Annotated in this window: 9 protein-coding genes; 4 read left to right on the top strand and 5 right to left on the bottom strand. The window is 58.8% G+C overall.

Annotated features, from left to right (window positions below; all coding sequences use genetic code 11):
* Positions 1-190: 190 nt before the first annotated feature.
* Positions 191-1,081, bottom strand: coding sequence for a LysR family transcriptional regulator (locus POR16_RS01780; RefSeq protein ID WP_005888237.1), 891 nt, complete (start codon positions 1,079-1,081; stop codon positions 191-193).
* Positions 1,082-1,197: 116 nt separating this feature from the next.
* On the opposite strand from POR16_RS01780, the gene POR16_RS01775 reads away from it, so the two are divergent.
* From POR16_RS01775 to POR16_RS01760, 4 genes are all read left to right on the top strand, one after another.
* Positions 1,198-2,454, top strand: coding sequence for an MFS transporter (locus tag POR16_RS01775; protein ID WP_005888235.1), 1,257 nt, complete (start codon positions 1,198-1,200; stop codon positions 2,452-2,454).
* 387 nt (positions 2,455-2,841) lie between these two features.
* A complete protein-coding gene (locus POR16_RS01770) occupies positions 2,842-4,191 on the top strand; it encodes a GntT/GntP/DsdX family permease (protein ID WP_053479842.1) in 1,350 nt (449 codons plus the stop codon).
* Positions 4,192-5,052 (top strand): MurR/RpiR family transcriptional regulator, encoded by an 861-nt coding sequence (locus POR16_RS01765; protein WP_005888231.1) that lies wholly within the window; start codon positions 4,192-4,194, stop codon positions 5,050-5,052. It abuts the gene before it with no gap.
* Between the two features lie 3 nt (positions 5,053-5,055).
* On the top strand, positions 5,056-6,531 hold the full coding sequence (locus tag POR16_RS01760; RefSeq protein WP_005888229.1) for an N-acyl-D-amino-acid deacylase family protein: 1,476 nt from the start codon (positions 5,056-5,058) through the stop codon (positions 6,529-6,531).
* Positions 6,532-6,590: 59 nt separating this feature from the next.
* On the opposite strand, the gene hemE is transcribed toward POR16_RS01760, so the two are convergent.
* From hemE to gltB, 4 genes are all read right to left on the bottom strand, one after another.
* Positions 6,591-7,655, bottom strand: a complete 1,065-nt coding sequence (hemE, locus tag POR16_RS01755) for a uroporphyrinogen decarboxylase (protein WP_005888228.1) — start codon at positions 7,653-7,655, stop codon at positions 6,591-6,593.
* Between the two features lie 157 nt (positions 7,656-7,812).
* Positions 7,813-11,037, bottom strand: a complete 3,225-nt coding sequence (locus POR16_RS01750) for a dermonecrotic toxin domain-containing protein (protein ID WP_005888226.1) — start codon at positions 11,035-11,037, stop codon at positions 7,813-7,815.
* 284 nt (positions 11,038-11,321) lie between these two features.
* On the bottom strand, positions 11,322-12,740 hold the full coding sequence (locus POR16_RS01745) for an FAD-dependent oxidoreductase (RefSeq protein ID WP_005888224.1): 1,419 nt from the start codon (positions 12,738-12,740) through the stop codon (positions 11,322-11,324).
* Between the two features lie 121 nt (positions 12,741-12,861).
* Entirely contained in the window at positions 12,862-17,307 is a 4,446-nt protein-coding gene (gene gltB / locus POR16_RS01740; protein WP_054997513.1) for a glutamate synthase large subunit, read from the bottom strand.
* Positions 17,308-17,567 lie beyond the last annotated feature (260 nt).

Here is a 17,567-nt window from a genome sequence, read left to right as displayed (position 1 = left end):
AACAAGGTTTCTGCCCCCAAGGCGTGAGAGTTTCAGGAGATTAAGACCGCTACGATGGGCTGCAAAGGGGCCTTCGAACAGGTCTACGCTCCGCGCAGGACGAAGTTCTGGACGCCATGCACCCGATCTTGAGTCTGCGGGAGCGCACAGTTTTGTGACGCAGAGCGTGAGGAGCGATAGGTGTTCTTCCTCAGGCTACGTTGCGCGTCAGCAGGTCGGTAAATGCCTTGGCCATCGGTGATTGTTCGTCCTTGCGCTGTACCAGCCATACCGCGCTGGTTGCGCCAGGGTCGAGGACGTTGCGGTAGACCACGCCGTCAATGCGCATCCGCCGATAGGATGCAGGCAGCACCGTCACACCCAATCCGGCTGCGACCAGACCAATGATGGTCATGACTTCCCCCGCCTCCTGAGTGATAAGCGGGCTGAAACCCGCGGCGCGCGCCAGGCTCAGCACCTGCGCGTAGATGCCACTGCCATAGGTGCGCGGGAAGAACACGAACGGCTCGGCAGCCAGAGCCGCCATGTAGATCCCGTCCTCGGTACTCGCAGCCAGCGGATGGTCCGCGCGCATGATCGCCACCAGCGGCTCGTTCAGCAATTCGAACACCACCAGTGAGTCAGGCAATTCAAGTGGGCGCATGATGCCGACCTGAATGGTCTTGTCCTCAAGACCTGCGGCCACTTCCTGGCTGGTGATTTCGGTCAGGGTAAGGTGTACGTCGGGGTAGGCCTGACGAAACGCAAAGATTGCCTGTGGAATGCTGGAAGTAAACGGCGCCGAGGACGTAAAGCCGATCTTCAGCTCACCGATTTCCCCCAGTTGCGCACGTCGCGCCACATCGGTGGCCTTGTCGACCTGAGCCAATACCAGACGTGCCTCTTCAAGAAACAGCCGCCCGGATTCACTTAATTCAACACGGCGGTTGGTGCGGTCGAACAGCCGCGTGCCGAGCTCTTGCTCCAGCGTCTGGATCTGCTGACTGAGCGGCGGTTGAGAGATCCCCAGCGCCTGCGCTGCACGGCCGAAATGCAGCTCTTCGGCAACCGCGATGAAGTAACGCAGATGGCGCAATTCCATGCGACCCCCATTAAGTCGTTTTACCTATCAAACAGGTCGAACAATATATTGGATGGAATGATTAGCTAGCTATATGATTTTTTCATTGTCCGTCCAATAGTGCCCAGAGGTCCCCCTTGAATCCTGCCGTGGCCCCGCCCGTAACAGCCCAGAACACATCCGCTGAAACGTCTGGCGACACCTACATCGAAAAGAACACGCCGCTTTTCAAACGCACTGCACTGGCGCTGTTCGCTGGCGGATTTTCTACCTTCACCCTGTTGTATTGCGTCCAGCCGATGATGCCGACGCTGTCCGGCGAGTTCTCGTTATCAGCCGCTCAGAGCAGTCTGATCCTTTCGGTTGCCACGGCAATGCTCGCGATCGGCCTGCTGATTACCGGGCCGATATCCGACCGGCTCGGGCGCAAGTCGGTGATGGTCATGGCGCTGTTCTGCGCATCGCTGTTCACCATCGCCAGTGCGTTGATGCCAAGCTGGGAAGGTGTTCTTGTGACCCGCGCATTGGTCGGTCTGTCGCTGAGCGGTCTCGCGGCCGTAGCGATGACCTACCTGAGCGAGGAAATACACCCCACGCATCTGGGCCTGGCGATGGGACTGTACATCGGCGGCAGCGCAGTCGGCGGCATGAGCGGTCGATTGATCGTCGGCGTCCTGATTGACTACGTGAGCTGGCATGCAGCGATGCTGGTGGTCGGCGGGCTGGCCCTGATCGCAGCGGTGGTGTTCTGGAAAATCCTCCCGGAATCGCGCAATTTCCGCCCCCGTTCGTTGCACCCGCGCAGCCTGCTGGACGGCTTTGTGGTGCAGTTTAGAGACGCTGGGTTGCCGCTGCTGTTTCTGATCGGCTTTCTGCTGATGGGCGCCTTCGTCACGCTGTTCAACTACATCGCATACCGCTTTCTGAGCGCACCCTACAACCTGAGCCAGGCCGTGGTCGGGGTATTTTCCGTGGTGTATCTGTCGGGCATCTACAGCTCGGCGAAGATTGGCTCACTGGCCGACCGACTGGGCCGCCGACAAGTGCTGTGGGCCGTAATCGTGATGATGCTGGCGGGCCTGTTATTGACTCTGTTCACACCACTGCCCTTGGTAATAATCGGCGTGCTGATCTTCACCTTCGGCTTTTTCGGCGCGCACTCGGTGGCCAGCAGCTGGGTGGGCCGCAGGGCCACCACGGCCAGAGGCCAGGCCGCTTCACTCTACCTGTTCTGCTACTACGCCGGCTCCAGCGTGGCCGGAACCGGCGGCGGAGTGTTCTGGCACTACGCGGGGTGGAACGGTATCGGGCTATTTATCGGCGTACTGCTGTTGATAGCGCTGGGGGTTGCGTTGAGGCTGGCGCGGCTGCAACCGCTGGGTGCCAAGGTCTAACGACCTGTTTGACAGCCCACCACAAAAGCAGACTTCTCATGTTGCCATTGCGGCAGAGAGATAGCCCTTGATGAAAACTATTGGCCGTTGACAAACCATCCTGGAAACCATGGCCAGGAAAGACGCGATGTAAGCCCTTGGGGCTGTTACTGGAAACATCGAATAAGAAAATTATTTTCACATATTTTTTTATATCCAGTTTTCGTGTAATTTATTTTCATCACGAAAACAGAGATAACAATAATGAATACCTGTGATCGCCCTGAAACCTGCCTGTATTCTTTACCAGCGTCATCCCTGCCGAGTACTCCCGGGCTGCCTCCTGGCTGACGGTTTCCGCCGTTGCTGTTGCGCCCTCGCCTACCTACTTTGCAAGGAACCGCTGCTATGTCGCCGTCACCCGGTATTTCGCTGTTGGTCTACGCTGCTGTCGCAATCATTGCCTTGATCGTGCTGATCGCGCGTTATCGCCTTAACCCTTTTATCGTAATTACTCTTGTTTCAGTCGGTCTGGCGCTGGTTGCCGGGATGCCGGCCAGTGGCGTGGTCGCCTCTTATGAAGCGGGGGTCGGCAAAACGCTGGGGCATATCGCGCTGGTCGTGGCGCTGGGTACCATGCTGGGCAAGATGATGGCCGAATCCGGCGGTGCCGAGCAGGTGGCTCGCACCCTGATTGACCGCTTTGGTGAACGCAATGCGCATTGGGCCATGGTCTGCATCGCTTTCCTGGTGGGCCTGCCGCTATTTTTCGAAGTCGGTTTTGTGTTGCTGGTGCCCATCGCCTTCACCGTAGCCCGCCGCGTCGGGGTGTCGATTCTGATGGTCGGCCTGCCGATGGTCGCCGGTCTGTCGGTCGTACACGCACTCGTGCCGCCCCACCCCGCAGCGATGCTGGCCGTTCAGGCTTATCAGGCCTCGGTCGGGCAGACGCTGTTCTATGCCATTCTGATCGGCATACCCACCGCCATCATCGCAGGCCCGGTATACGCCAGATTCATTGTGCCGCGCATTCATTTGCCGACTGAAAACCCGATGGCGAAGCAATTCCTCGACCGCGAACCTCGGGCAAAACTGCCCAGCTTCGGCCTGACCATGACGACCATCCTGCTGCCAGTGCTGCTGATGTTACTGGGCGGTTGGGCCAACCTGATCAGCACGCCGGGCAGCGCCTTCAATGGTTTTCTGCTGTTCATCGGCAACTCGGTGATCGCACTGCTGCTGGCCACTCTGCTGAGTTTCTGGACGCTGGGCATCGCTCAGGGTTTCAACCGTGACTCGATCCTGAAGTTCACCAATGAGTGCCTGGCGCCTACCGCCAGTATCACCTTACTGGTCGGCGCAGGTGGCGGTTTGAACCGTATTCTGGTCGACAGCGGTGTGACTCATCAGATCGTTGGCCTGGCGCAGGACTTCCATCTGTCGCCCTTGCTGATGGGCTGGTTGTTCGCGGCACTAATGCGTGTGGCGACGGGCTCGGCGACGGTGGCGATGACCACCGCATCGGGGATCGTTGCGCCTGTGGCAATGGGCCTGGGTTACCCACATCCCGAGTTGCTGGTGCTGGCGACGGGCGCAGGCTCGGTGATCTTTTCCCACGTCAACGACGGCGGTTTCTGGCTTATCAAAGAGTACTTCAACATGACCGTAGCGCAAACATTCAAGACCTGGACGGTACTGGAGACGCTGATTTCCATCATCGCCTTTGCCTTTACCCTGGGCCTGGCACAGGTGCTCTGAGTGGACATTCTGTACCAGATACGTGCCCGCCAGGATTCACTCAGCGCGGGTGAAAGCCGGATCGCCAAGCTGGTGCTCAGCGATATCGCCTTTGCTGCAAGTGCCAGCCTGGATGAGCTGGCCAGCCGCGCCGAAGTCAGCAGCGCCACGCTGTCGCGCTTCGCCCGCAGCATTGGTTGCCGTGACCTGCGCGACCTGCGTCTGCAACTCGCCCAGGCCAGCGGCGTTGGCAGCCGCTTTCTGCACCCGGAACAGGCTCCGGAGCAGTCGGCTTTTTTCACTCAGATTGTCGGCGACATTGAAGACACACTGCGTCGGCACCTCGCCGGGTTTGATGCATCGCGCTTTGCGGCAGCGGTAGCGTGTGTCGCCGATGCGCGGATGATTCATACGTTCGGCGTGGGCGGCTGCTCAAGCCTGTGCAGCGAAGAACTGCAAACCCGGCTGGTGCGTCTGGGCTACCCGGTGGCTGCCTGCCGCGACCCGGTAATGATGCGCATGATAGCCGCCACGCTTGGTCCGCAGCACAGCTTGATTGTCTGTTCGCTCAGCGGCCGCACGCCAGAGCTGCTCGACGCGGTTAGCCTGGCGCGCAGCTATGGCGCACGCGTGCTGGCCATCACCTTGCCTAACTCGCCCTTGGCGCAACTGGCAGAGGTAGTATTGCCGCTGCAGATTGCCGAAACCAATTTCATCTATAAACCCACCGCAGCGCGCTACGGCATGCTGCTGACAATCGATGTGCTCGCCACTGAACTGGCGTTGCTGAGCCCTGAAGAAAATCAGGAGCGGCTGCGCCGGATCAAGCTTGCACTGGATGAATACCGAGGCGGCGAAGACGGCTTGCCGCTGGGAGACTGAACCATGCTTTATGACCTGATCATTCGCGACGTGCTGGTCATCGACGGCAGTGACACGCCCGGCATGCGCGCCGATGTGGCAATCAGCGATGGACGCATCCAGCGCATCGGCAACCTGAACGGTGCCAGCGCGCGCGAAGAAGTCCATGCTGCGGGTCGTGTGCTGGCCCCCGGTTTTATCGATGTCCACACCCATGACGACACGGTGGTCATTCGCAAACCGGACATGCTGCCCAAGATCAGTCAGGGCGTGACGACGGTTATCGTAGGCAACTGCGGAATCAGCGCATCACCTGTCTCGCTACGCGGTGATCCGCCCGACCCGATGAACTTGTTGGGCAACGCGCGTGCCTTTGTCTACCCGCGTTTCGCCGATTACCGCGCAGCTGTGGACAACGCACGGCCTGCCGTCAACGTAGCTGCGCTGATTGGCCATACGGCATTGCGCAGCAATCACATGGACGACTTGTTGCGCAGCGCCAGCGCGGAAGAAATCACCGCGATGCGCAAACAGTTGCGTGACAGCCTGGAAGAAGGCGCGTTGGGTTTGTCGACCGGCCTTGCCTACGCTTCGGCCTTTGCTGCCGAAACCAGTGAAGTCAAACAGCTGGCTGAAGAGCTGACAGCCTTTGGCGCTGTTTACACCACGCATTTGCGCAGCGAATTCGAGCCGGTGCTGGAAGCGATGGCCGAGGCGTTCGATATAGGCCGCCATGCACGCTCGCCAGTGGTCATTTCCCACATGAAATGCGCTGGCGCAGGTAACTGGGGCCGCAGCCCGCAATTGCTGGCTGCGCTGGAAAAAGCCGCAGAGAACCATCCGGTTGGCTGCGACTGTTATCCCTATGCGGCCAGTTCCTCGACGCTGGACCTCAAACAGGTCACCGATGCTTTCCGTATCACCATTACCTGGTCAACGCCGCACCCGGACCAAGGCGGTCGGGACCTGCAGGACATTGCCGCCGACTGGGGGCTGTCATTGATGGACACCGCGCGCAAGTTACAGCCTGCAGGGGCGGTTTATTACGGAATGGATGAGGGGGACGTCGAACGCATTCTGTCTCATCCGCTGTCGATGATCGGCTCCGACGGCCTTCCAGAAGACCCGTTTCCACATCCTCGCCTATGGGGCGCGTTCCCGCGCGTGCTCGGCCATTTCAGCCGGGACAAAGGCCTGTTTGCGCTGCACACCGCCGTACACAAAATGACCGGTCTTTCGGCGGCGCGCTTTGCCTTGCACGAGCGTGGCTTGATCCGGGAGGGTTATTGGGCGGATCTGGTGTTGTTCAACCCGCAAACCGTGCGCGACATCGCGGATTTCAAAGACCCTCAGCGAGCGGCACAAGGCATTGACGGCGTCTGGGTAAACGGCCGGTTGAGCTATGCCGACGGCAAACCGCAAGGGCAGCGACAAGGCAGGTTCCTGCCGCGCAATGGTTCATTGGTGGATGGCTTCGCGGATGCAAAAACGCCGACTTGATCGTCGGCGCTGAAGAGGATCGATGTGTCTTGATGTATAGACACATCGGCAACACGCGGTTACTGGTGATACTGCGCCGACAACTCGTGTACCGCTTCGATGAACGCGCCAGCGTTGGCCGGGTCGACTTCCGGGGTGATGCCGTGGCCGAGGTTGAAGACGTGGCCCGTGCCGCTGCCGTAGCTGGCGAGGATGCGCGCGACTTCCTTGCGGATGGCTTCAGGGCGGGCGTAGAGCACCGTCGGGTCCATGTTGCCTTGCAGCGAAACCTTGTTGCCGACACGCTGCCGTGCTTCGCCGATGTCGCAGGTCCAGTCCAGGCCAAGGGTGTCTGCACCAATGTCGGCGATGCTTTCCAGCCACAGCCCACCGCCTTTGGTGAAGACGATGACTGGCACCTTGCGCCCGTCATGTTCGCGAATCAGGCCGTTGACGATCTTGCGCATGTAGGCCAGCGAAAACTCTTGATAAGCCGCTGATGACAGGCTGCCGCCCCAACTGTCGAAAATCTGCACGGCCTGGGCACCGGCCATGATCTGGCCGTTCAGGTACGAGGTCACCGACTGCGCCAGTTTGTCCAGCAGCAGGTGCATTGCCTGCGGGTTGTCGTAGAGCATGGCCTTGGATTTGCGGAAGTCCTTCGACGAACCGCCTTCGACCATGTAGGTCGCCAGGGTCCAGGGGCTGCCAGCAAAACCGATCAGCGGCACACGACCGTTGAGTTCACGGCGAATAGTGCTGACGGCGTCCATCACATAACCCAGGTCCTTCTGCGCATCCGGGACCGGCAGGGCTTCGATATCGGCCAGAGTACTGACGGTTTTCTTGAAGCGCGGGCCTTCGCCGGTCTCGAAATACAGACCCAGGCCCATCGCGTCGGGAATGGTGAGGATGTCGGAGAACAGAATCGCCGCATCAAGCGGGTAGCGATCCAGCGGCTGCAATGTGACTTCACAGGCGAACTGCGGGTTCTTGCACAGGCTCATGAAGTCCCCGGCACTGGCACGACTGGCGCGGTATTCCGGCAGGTAACGCCCAGCCTGACGCATCATCCATACCGGCGTGACGTCTACGGGTTGCTTGAGCAAAGCGCGAAGGAAACGGTCGTTCTTCAGGGCAGTCATGTCGGCATCCGCAATAAAAGTGCCGGCATTTTCTCAGAGCACGACGCAAAAGGCACGGCGAGAGCCGTGCCTTTTGTCTATTGGAGCGATTTGTCGCAATAATTGACCTTTAATGACGGCTTCGCCTGCTCCGGAAAAACACCGGCCAGCCGCTTCATCAATGAGGGTCCAAAATGCTGTGGACTTTCAAAACCCCTTTTTTTGGTGGCTCGAACATCAAGCGCCAGGCGCCACGCCCTGTACTTTTGCCAACGCCGGGCAGGTCCAGCGAGTAAAGCCCTGCTTTCGATGGATGCAGGCTGCCCTTACCTTCCAGGCGGTACTTTTCAACGGCTTTTTTGACGACCGGTATCAGATCGTCCTGGATGTTTTTCTGGGCTTTCTTGAAAGCGCTGCTCTCGAAGAATCCACTCATGTCCAGTTCGAACAGTTTTTTCCCCGTGCTTATGTCCGGCGAACTTGTGTCACTTCCCGAGCCACTGTCGGACTTCTTCGCTTTGGAGCCCTTCTTGCCACCGCGCAGTCCTACCGACACCTGCACCCAGCTACCCTTTTCGTCGAAGCGGATCGGCACCTGATAGTACGCATCTGGACGCCTGGCATCGATCACTCGCCAGGTAGCGACATCGGTGTCGTACCTGACCGCATAGGTCTTGCCCTGCTGCACCGCATAAAAACGACTGGCAGCACCTTCCTGAACCTTTTCGTGGACACCTTTGTAAATCCCGTCTTCACGCAGGTTCAGTCCACGAGGCGCTCTGGAGACGGCAATCTTCGGATCAAGTGCCGCGCGGCCAACTGCAATTGCTGTCGGCGATTTGACCCGGCGGCTTGTCGGAACAATCAAGCCATCAGCCAGCAACAGCGCCGCCTGGACAAAATACAACGAGGCACCTTTCTCATCACCGCCAGCCTTCTGGACGCCTTGCCAGATGGCGTAAAAGCTTCGGATCGCGGCAATCGGCAACCTGACCCTGAACGGCGCGAAAGCAAGCACGATGTCGCCGAAGGTTTTAGCAATTTCCCAGGCACTCTCCCAGTTGGTCTCCCAGGTGCTTGTGGTTTGTTCGTCTACGGCAGAAATGACACGCTCGACCTCAAAATCATAAATGGCCTCAAGAAAACTCCCGTTACACGGCAGCAACTCCATCGATAGAGCATCCCGACCGGCCGTCAACGCGCGCCTGATATCAGCTCGGGATGCCAGATGCGCCCTCCTGACCAGATAGTCCAGCAAAGCAGGCTCGAGGAGTACCTGATTCAGAAACTCCTCAGCGCTGCTTATTTCCCGAAAACACAGGCCATCAGGCGCCTGCGGAGTAAAAACGACTACCGTCACCACGCTAGCACGCGACTCGACGCTGAATACCAGAATCCCGCCCAATGGAATGCCGTCGATGGACAACTGGCTGACCTGGATGCGATGCCCCTCCACTGCCTCCCGCTCGTCGTTATCGACCGGGTGATTCAGTGCCGCCATTACCCACTTGTAGCCTCTGTTGGCCAGTTCCTCGGGCAGACCGCCATCACCCAGAAAATCACCAGCCATTTTCGCTTCGATCGCATCCAGACGCATCTGGGCTTGCATGGCCCGCGCATAACACTCCCGGTGCCATTGACCAGAGGCAGAGGTCGAGAGGACGGTCCTCAGGAAATTCGAATAGTCTTCGCCGATGTTCAAATCACGAATCATTGCGAACAGATAGCCTGCATTCAAAAAGCTGAGCCGTTGCCCCTGACTGTCAAATGCATGGCTTGCGAGAAGGAAATTGAGGTTGGTGACAGCAAGGTTTTTCAGGGATAGATCAGTGAGGCTGCGTGACTCGGTCACGTATTGCGGCTCCAGCTCCGAAGGACCTGCAAAACCGAAATCGATATCCACCACAGTGTCCGGATCAATTTCGACACTGTAGGTGTGGACACTGATTTTGTCAGGGTCCACCGCTACACCGTGATCGAGCATGATTCGCTCTTTCAGTTTTTCACGCGCATATTTTCGTAGCTGCTCTGGCTGACCGTGCAGGGAAGGGTCGAGCAGATCAGGCGTCTGTGCTTCGAGCAACGCCATGCTGTAATCATGTACCGCCGTCTTCCAGTTGCGCTTATCGGCGTCGGTTGCGTTCGCAAACCATTCGGGCAAAAAACCGGTATCGATTTCAGTTGGTTTCTCGGGATCGAACCAGCCTTGGTTTTCATTAATCGCCTGCCGGGTCAAAAGGCTGCGGAAACCTTTTATATCCTGCTCGAACTGCAGCCCCAACAGCGCGCGTTCGTCATCCTTCAATTGCGAACTGATTGCCAGATAGAAACTGTCGGTGCCCTCTTTGAATTCGGTGATCTCGCGATTACTCGCATCCTGTGCGCGATAATTACCGTAGCCGTCATGCAGCAATACAATCTGGGTTTCATCCGTCCTGGCAGCTACATATGCCTCCTTGTCGACTTCGACGATAACGAGTTCACGCCGCAATTCGCTCGCCAACAGCTCACTTGCAACCTTGTAGGCCAGTTCATGTGTATACGAATTGAAAAACCGTGTTCGTGACAGGCCATCAATCGCCAGACTGCTACTCCATTCTTTCGAGGAAATAGTCATCGCCTCAACGAAAGCATCCGGCAAAATGCCGTTTTCCAGGAAGTCAGTCTCCTGCTCCTCTGACAGTTTCATATGATCCTGCAGGTCTTCAAGACGTCCGAGCGGCACGTCGGGGGTCAGTGCGTTGAGTATGCTCAGGACTGGAGAGCGCTCAGCCTGCCCGCGCTTCCAAAGCGGCAAAAATGGATTGGGCGGCCTGATCAGCGATTGGCTCTTGAAGGCGAAGTCAGCAGCCAGAAAGGCGTCGAAAAACAAAGGCCGCTGCGCTCGCGCCAGCCCGGCAACCTGCTCACGCAGGGTCACGATTCGGCCGGGCACACTGTTGCTTCCAGGGAAGTTGCCACCCGCGCCCAAGGTACAACTGGGTGGCAGCTGGCTGAACACCAGATGCAACAGCGGCTCTTCATCGGCGATGGAAACACCATCAGGCGCGATATACGTATCGTCAGCGCTTTGCGTCAATACGACGGTCTGTCGAGCAACGCTTTTATCGTTGCCTTTCAAATACAGCGCCAGCACTTCGTCGTTTTCGCTCTGAACCCGAAGCATCAGGTCAGCAGGCCATTCCGGCATTTGAACCAGCAAGGCAAACAGCGCGCCGTCATCGCCGTCAGGGAAGTAATTCTTTTCCGGGAAGTGCTCAATGAACTGATCAACGAATCGGTCCGCACGCTCGCGAGCACGATGCTCGCGAATGGCAAGGGTGCTGGGCGTGAACCGATGTGATCCAGCGTCCAGTTGATCATAGGACCGGGCCAGCTTGCCCGCAGGTGCTGCTCTCGACATGGCTATTTCCTTATAGCGACATGGATGGCGGGAGCGTCGGTATGTCGATGAGCCCCCGATGAGGGCGCGAGAGTAAGCGCTTTCCAGAAGCATCAGCAGAGGGCAGAAACCAGCGGTAACGCATCGGCTGTCGTACCTGCTTCAGCAGGTCATGACCGGAATCAAGGGAAGGGGATGAAACCTCGAAAAGCCGCCCCTGGCAGGGCGGCAAAACTCAACGAACGGCATGTTTGAGGACTGAGTCAGAGTTATTTCAAGAAGTCACAACTCAGCCTTATCGTCACTCAGACGCCCAGATAATCCATGATCCCTTCAGCCGCATTGCGGCCTTCGAAAATCGCAGTCACCACCAGGTCGGACCCGCGAACCATATCGCCGCCAGCGAAGATTTTCGGGTTGCTGGTCTGGTGCTTGTACTGCGCCTGTTCAGGAGCAACGACGCGCCCCTGGCTGTCGGTGCTGATTGTGAAGGGTTCGAACCACGCGGCCGGGCTTGGGCGGAAGCCGAAAGCGATGACCACTGCGTCTGCCGGAATGATCTCTTCAGAACCCGGAATCGGCTCGGGGCTGCGACGGCCACGGGCGTCGGGCTCGCCAAGACGCGTCTCGACGACCTTGACCCCTTCGACCTTGCCATTGCCAACGATGGCGATAGGCTGACGGTTGTAGAGGAAGCGTACACCTTCTTCCTTGGCGTTTTTAACTTCCTTGCGCGAGCCAGGCATGTTTTCTTCGTCGCGACGGTAGGCGCAGGTCACCGACTTGGCACCCTGACGAATCGAGGTACGGTTGCAGTCCATCGCCGTGTCGCCACCGCCCAGTACCACAACCCGCTTGCCCTTCATGTCGACAAAATCTTCCGGCGCCTTTTCAAAGCCCAGGTTGCGGTTGACGTTGGCGATCAGGAAGTCGAGTGCATCGTGGACGCCCGGCAGGTCTTCACCGGCAAAACCGCCTTTCATGTAGGTGTAGGCGCCCATGCCCATGAACACTGCATCGTATTCTTCGAGCAGCTGATCGATGGTGATGTCCTTGCCGATTTCGGTGTTGAGTCGAAACTCGATGCCCATGTCGGTGAACACTTCGCGGCGATGGCTGAGCACGGATTTTTCAAGCTTGAACTCTGGGATGCCAAAGGTCAGCAGACCACCGATTTCCGGGTTCTTGTCGAACACCACGGGGGTCACGCCACCGCGCACCAGCACGTCTGCACAGCCCAGGCCTGCAGGCCCGGCACCGATGATGGCCACACGTTTGCCGGTCGGCACGACGCGCGACATGTCCGGACGCCAGCCCATGGCGAATGCGGTGTCGGTGATGTACTTCTCGACCGAACCGATGGTGACGGCACCAAAACCGTCGTTCAGCGTGCAGGCGCCTTCACACAGGCGGTCCTGGGGGCACACGCGGCCGCAGACTTCCGGCAGGGTGTTGGTCTGGTGAGATAATTCCGCAGCCGCGAGAATATTGCCCTCGGCGACCAGCTTGAGCCAGTTGGGAATGAAGTTGTGCACCGGGCACTTCCACTCGCAATAAGGATTGCCGCACCCCAGGCAACGGTGCGCCTGATCGGCGGACTGCTGAGGTTTGAAAGGTTCATAGATTTCCACGAACTCTTTCTTGCGTTGACGCAGCAGTTTCTTCTTCGGGTCTTTACGCCCGACGTCGATGAACTGGAAGTCGTTACTGAGACGTTCAGCCATTCTCTGGAGCCTCTTTACAGCCGCTTCAAGCTACGCACTTGAAGCGGCAAAAATCATGATCGCAGGCAATACGCGCACTGCCGTTGGCTTGCGGCCTGCAACAGGTCGCTAGCAGCTGCTTTTATTGCGGATTCGCACGGGTACTGGAGAGCAGCGATTTCAGGTTGGCCGCCTTGGGCTTGACCAGCCAGAAGCGACGCAGGTAGTCGTCCAGGTTTTCTGCCAGATTGCGACCCCACTCACTGTCGGTCTCCGCCACATACTCGTTCAGAACGCTCTGCAGGTGAGTGCGATAGGCTTCCATCGACTCGCCGCTGATGCGCTGGATCTCGACCAGCTCGTGGTTGACGAGGTCAACGAAGGTGTTGTCCTGGTCGAGCACATAAGCGAAACCGCCGGTCATGCCGGAACCGAAGTTGTAACCGGTCTTGCCCAATACGCAGACGAAACCGCCGGTCATGTATTCGCAGCAGTGGTCACCGGTGCCTTCTACAACCGTGTGCGCACCCGAGTTACGCACTGCGAAACGCTCGCCTGCCGTGCCCGCAGCAAACAGCTTGCCGCCGGTTGCGCCGTACAGGCAGGTGTTACCGATAATCGCGCTCTCGTTGGTCTTGAACGGGCTGCCCTTGGGCGGCACGATCACCAGTTTGCCAGCGGTCATGCCTTTACCGACATAGTCGTTGGCATCGCCTTCCAGATACATGTTCAGGCCACCGGCGTTCCACACCCCGAAGCTCTGACCGGCAGTGCCTTTGAAGCGGAACGTGATCGGCGCCCTGCTCATGCCCTGATTGCCGTGCAGCCGGGCGATTTCGCCAGAAATCCGCGCGCCGATGGAACGGTCGCAGTTGCAGATGTCCAGTTCGTACTCGCCGCCACTGAGCGCTTCGATGGCCGGTTTGGCCAGCTCTACCATTTTCTCTGCCAGCAGCCCTTTGTCGAATGGCGGGTTGCGATCAACCAGGCTGAATTGTGGCTTGTCAGCCGGTATGTGATCGCTGCCCAGCAAAGGCGTGAGGTCCAGATGCTGCTGCTTCTCGGTTTCGCCCGGCAGAATGTCCAGCAGGTCGGTACGACCGATCAGCTCTTCCAGCGAGCGAACGCCCAGCTTGGCCAGCCACTCGCGGGTTTCTTCAGCCACATAAGTGAAGAAGTTGATCACCATGTCGACGGTGCCGATGTAGTGGTCCTTGCGCAGCTTTTCGTTCTGCGTCGCAACGCCGGTGGCGCAGTTGTTCAGGTGACAGATACGCAGGTATTTGCAGCCCAGTGCAATCATTGGCGCGGTGCCGAAGCCGAAGCTTTCAGCGCCGAGAATCGCCGCTTTGATCACGTCTAGGCCGGTTTTCAGGCCACCGTCGGTCTGCACCCGGACCTTGCCGCGCAGATCGTTGCCGCGCAGGGTCTGGTGGGTTTCCGCCAGGCCCAGTTCCCACGGCGCGCCAGCGTATTTGATCGAGGTCAGCGGCGATGCACCGGTGCCGCCGTCGTAGCCGGAAATGGTGATCAGGTCGGCATAGGCCTTGGCCACGCCTGCGGCAATGGTGCCGACGCCGGCTTCTGCCACCAGCTTGACCGAGACCAGCGCTGCCGGGTTGACCTGTTTCAAATCGAAAATCAGCTGCGACAAGTCTTCGATGGAGTAGATATCGTGGTGCGGCGGCGGCGAAATCAGCGTCACGCCCGGTACGGCATAGCGCAACTTGGCGATCAGGCCATTGACCTTGCCGCCCGGCAGTTGCCCGCCCTCGCCCGGCTTGGCGCCTTGCGCGACCTTGATTTGCAATACGTCGGCATTGACCAGGTATTCAGGCGTGACACCAAAGCGGCCAGTGGCGATCTGCTTGATCTTGGAGCTGCGGATCGTGCCGTAGCGCGCAGGGTCTTCGCCGCCCTCACCGGAGTTGGAGCGTGCGCCCAGCCGGTTCATCGCCTCGGCCAATGCTTCGTGAGCTTCAGGCGACAAGGCCCCCAGCGAAATACCGGCCGAGTCGAAGCGCTTGAGGATTTCGCTCAGTGGCTCGATTTCGTCGATGTTCAGCGGCTGGTCGAGGGTCCTGACCTGCAGCAAGTCACGGATCATCGACACCGGACGCTGATCCACCAGCGCGGTGTATTCCTTGAACTTGCTGTAGTCGCCCTGCTGCACAGCGGCCTGCAGGGTACTCACCACGTCCGGGTTATAGGCGTGGTATTCGCCACCGTAGACGAACTTCAACAGACCGCCCTGCTGGATCGGCTTGCGCGGGCTCCAGGCTTCGGCCGCCAGCGCTTTCTGTTCGGCTTCGAGGTCGACGAAGCGCGCGCCTTTCAGACGGCTCGGCACACCACGGAAGCTGGTGTTGCAGACTTCCTCGGACAAGCCGATGGCTTCGAACAACTGCGCGCCACGATAGGACGCAACAGTCGAGATACCCATCTTCGACAGAATCTTGAGCAGGCCCTTGGTGATGCCTTTGCGGTAGTTCTTGAAGACTTCATACAGATCGCCCAGCACTTCGCCGGTACGGATCAGGTCGCCCAGCACTTCGTAGGCCAGGAACGGGTAGACCGCCGAAGCACCGAAACCGATCAGCACAGCGAAGTGATGCGGGTCACGCGCCGTGGCGGTTTCGACCAGAATGTTGCTGTCACAACGCAGGCCCTGTTCAGTCAGGCGATGGTGAACAGCGCCGACTGCCAGCGAAGCGTGAACCGGCAGTTTGCCCGGCGCAATGTGGCGGTCGCTCAGCACAATCAGGGTGTGCCCGGAACGCACCGCTTCTTCGGCCTGATCGGCTACGTTGCGCACAGCGGCTTCAAGGCCCAGGCTTTCGTCGTAGTTCAGGTCGATGATGTGGCGCTCGAAACCCGGACGCTCGAGGTTCATCAGCGAACGCCATTTGGCCGGCGAAATGACCGGCGAGCTGAGGATCACGCGCGAAGCATGCTCTGGCGACTCCTGGAATATGTTGCGCTCGGCACCGAGGCAGATCTCCAGCGACATGACGATGGCTTCACGCAGCGGGTCGATCGGCGGGTTGGTGACCTGCGCGAACTGCTGGCGGAAGTAGTCGTAAGGCGAGCGCACACGGCGCGACAATACTGCCATCGGCGTGTCATCGCCCATCGAGCCCACGGCTTCCTGGCCCTGCTCACCCAATGGGCGCAGCACCTGATCACGCTCTTCGAACGTGACCTGATACATCTTCATGTACTGCTTGAGCTGCTCGCTGTCGTAGAAAGCCGAACCGTGGTCGTTGTCTTCCATGGTGGCCTGAATGCGCAGCGCATTCTTGCGCAGCCATTGCTTGTACGGATGACGCGACTTGAGGCGGTTGTCGATGGCATCGGTGTCGAGGATCTGCCCGGTTTCGGTGTCCACGGCGAAGATCTGCCCCGGACCGACACGGCCCTTGGCGATGACGTCTTCGGGCTTGTAGTCCCACACTCCGATTTCCGACGCGAGGGTGATGTAGCCATTCTTGGTCGTGACCCAGCGCGCCGGGCGCAGGCCATTGCGGTCGAGCAGGCATACCGCATGACGACCTTCGGTCATCACAATGCCGGCCGGGCCGTCCCACGGCTCCATGTGCATGGAGTTGTATTCATAGAAGGCGCGTAGATCCGGGTCCATGGTCTCGACGTTCTGCCACGCAGGCGGAATGATCATGCGCACGCCACGGAACAGGTCGATACCACCGGTAACCATCAGCTCGAGCATGTTGTCCATGCTCGACGAGTCGGAGCCCACGCGATTGACCAGCGGGCCGAGTTCGTCCAGCTCCATCAGGTCATTGGTGAACTTGGTGCGACGCGCCTGTGCCCAGTTGCGGTTGCCGGTGATGGTGTTGATCTCGCCATTGTGGGCCAGAAAGCGGAAAGGCTGGGCGAGCGGCCATTTCGGCAGGGTGTTGGTCGAAAAGCGCTGGTGAAACACGCAGATCGCGGTTTGCAGACGCTCGTCGCTAAGGTCCGGGAAGAAGGCCGTGAGATCGGCCGGCATCATCAGGCCTTTATAAATGATGGTCTTGTGCGAAAAGCTGCAGATGTAGTGGTCGGTGTCTGCGGCGTTGGACACCGATGAACGACGACGCGCGCTGAACAGCTTGATTGCGAATTCCTGATCGCTCAGGCCTTCACCACCGATATAGACCTGCTCGATTTTCGGCAGACGTTCCAGCGCCAGCTGACCCAGCACGCTGGTATCAATCGGTACCTGACGCCAGCCCACCAGCTCCAGGCCTTCGGCCAGGATCTCGCGGTTCATGTTTTCGCGCGCGGCCTCGGCTTTGGTGTCGTCCTGATTGAGGAACACCATGCCCACAGCGTATTGGCGGGGCAGATCGGCGCCAAAGTGTTCTTTGGCCATTGCGCGCAGGAAGCCATCGGGCTTCTGAATCAACAGACCGCAACCGTCGCCGGTCTTGCCGTCGGCATTGATACCGCCACGGTGGGTCATGCAGGTCAGGGCCTGAACGGCCGTCTGCAACAGGTGATGACTGGGCTCGCCCTGCATATGAGCGATCAGGCCGAAGCCGCAGTTATCCTTGAATTCATCTGGTTGGTACAGACCTGCTTTCATAGACACTTTCTCACCAGGCTGCCTCTTTACGAGGCAAATTTCCTTTTAATTCAACCAATTACCTGACACGCCGAACGTACGCCGGCTTCGGACAGGCAAAACGGAGGTCATTGTACACAGCGACACAAGGGCTAACAAATTTAGCGACGACTGGCTGATAATCAATGTCGCAATTATGAAAGTTTTAAAACGGGTCGCTGTGCTAGTCAAAGCATTTGTTCATGAATCTGACTGACGCGACGGGAGACTGTAGAGCGCTT

Origin of the sequence: Pseudomonas coronafaciens pv. oryzae str. 1_6 (genome assembly GCF_000156995.2) — a bacterium.
Classification (GTDB): Bacteria; Pseudomonadota; Gammaproteobacteria; order Pseudomonadales; family Pseudomonadaceae; genus Aquipseudomonas; species Aquipseudomonas tremae.
The sequence above is the reverse complement of the archived record's forward strand: the minus strand, read 5'-3'. Positions and strand labels throughout refer to the sequence as shown.

Bases quoted from the DNA above. Each gene is read 5' to 3' on its own strand.
- POR16_RS01780 (WP_005888237.1), bottom strand. From the start codon at position 1,081: ATGGAATTGCGCCATCTGCGTTACTTCATCGCGGTTGCCGAAGAGCTG.
- POR16_RS01770 (WP_053479842.1), top strand. From the start codon at position 2,842: ATGTCGCCGTCACCCGGTATTTCGCTGTTGGTCTACGCTGCTGTCGCA.
- POR16_RS01760 (WP_005888229.1), top strand. From the start codon at position 5,056: ATGCTTTATGACCTGATCATTCGCGACGTGCTGGTCATCGACGGCAGT.
- hemE (WP_005888228.1), bottom strand. From the start codon at position 7,655: ATGACTGCCCTGAAGAACGACCGTTTCCTTCGCGCTTTGCTCAAGCAA.
- POR16_RS01750 (WP_005888226.1), bottom strand. From the start codon at position 11,037: ATGTCGAGAGCAGCACCTGCGGGCAAGCTGGCCCGGTCCTATGATCAA.
- POR16_RS01745 (WP_005888224.1), bottom strand. From the start codon at position 12,740: ATGGCTGAACGTCTCAGTAACGACTTCCAGTTCATCGACGTCGGGCGT.
- gltB (WP_054997513.1), bottom strand. From the start codon at position 17,307: ATGAAAGCAGGTCTGTACCAACCAGATGAATTCAAGGATAACTGCGGC.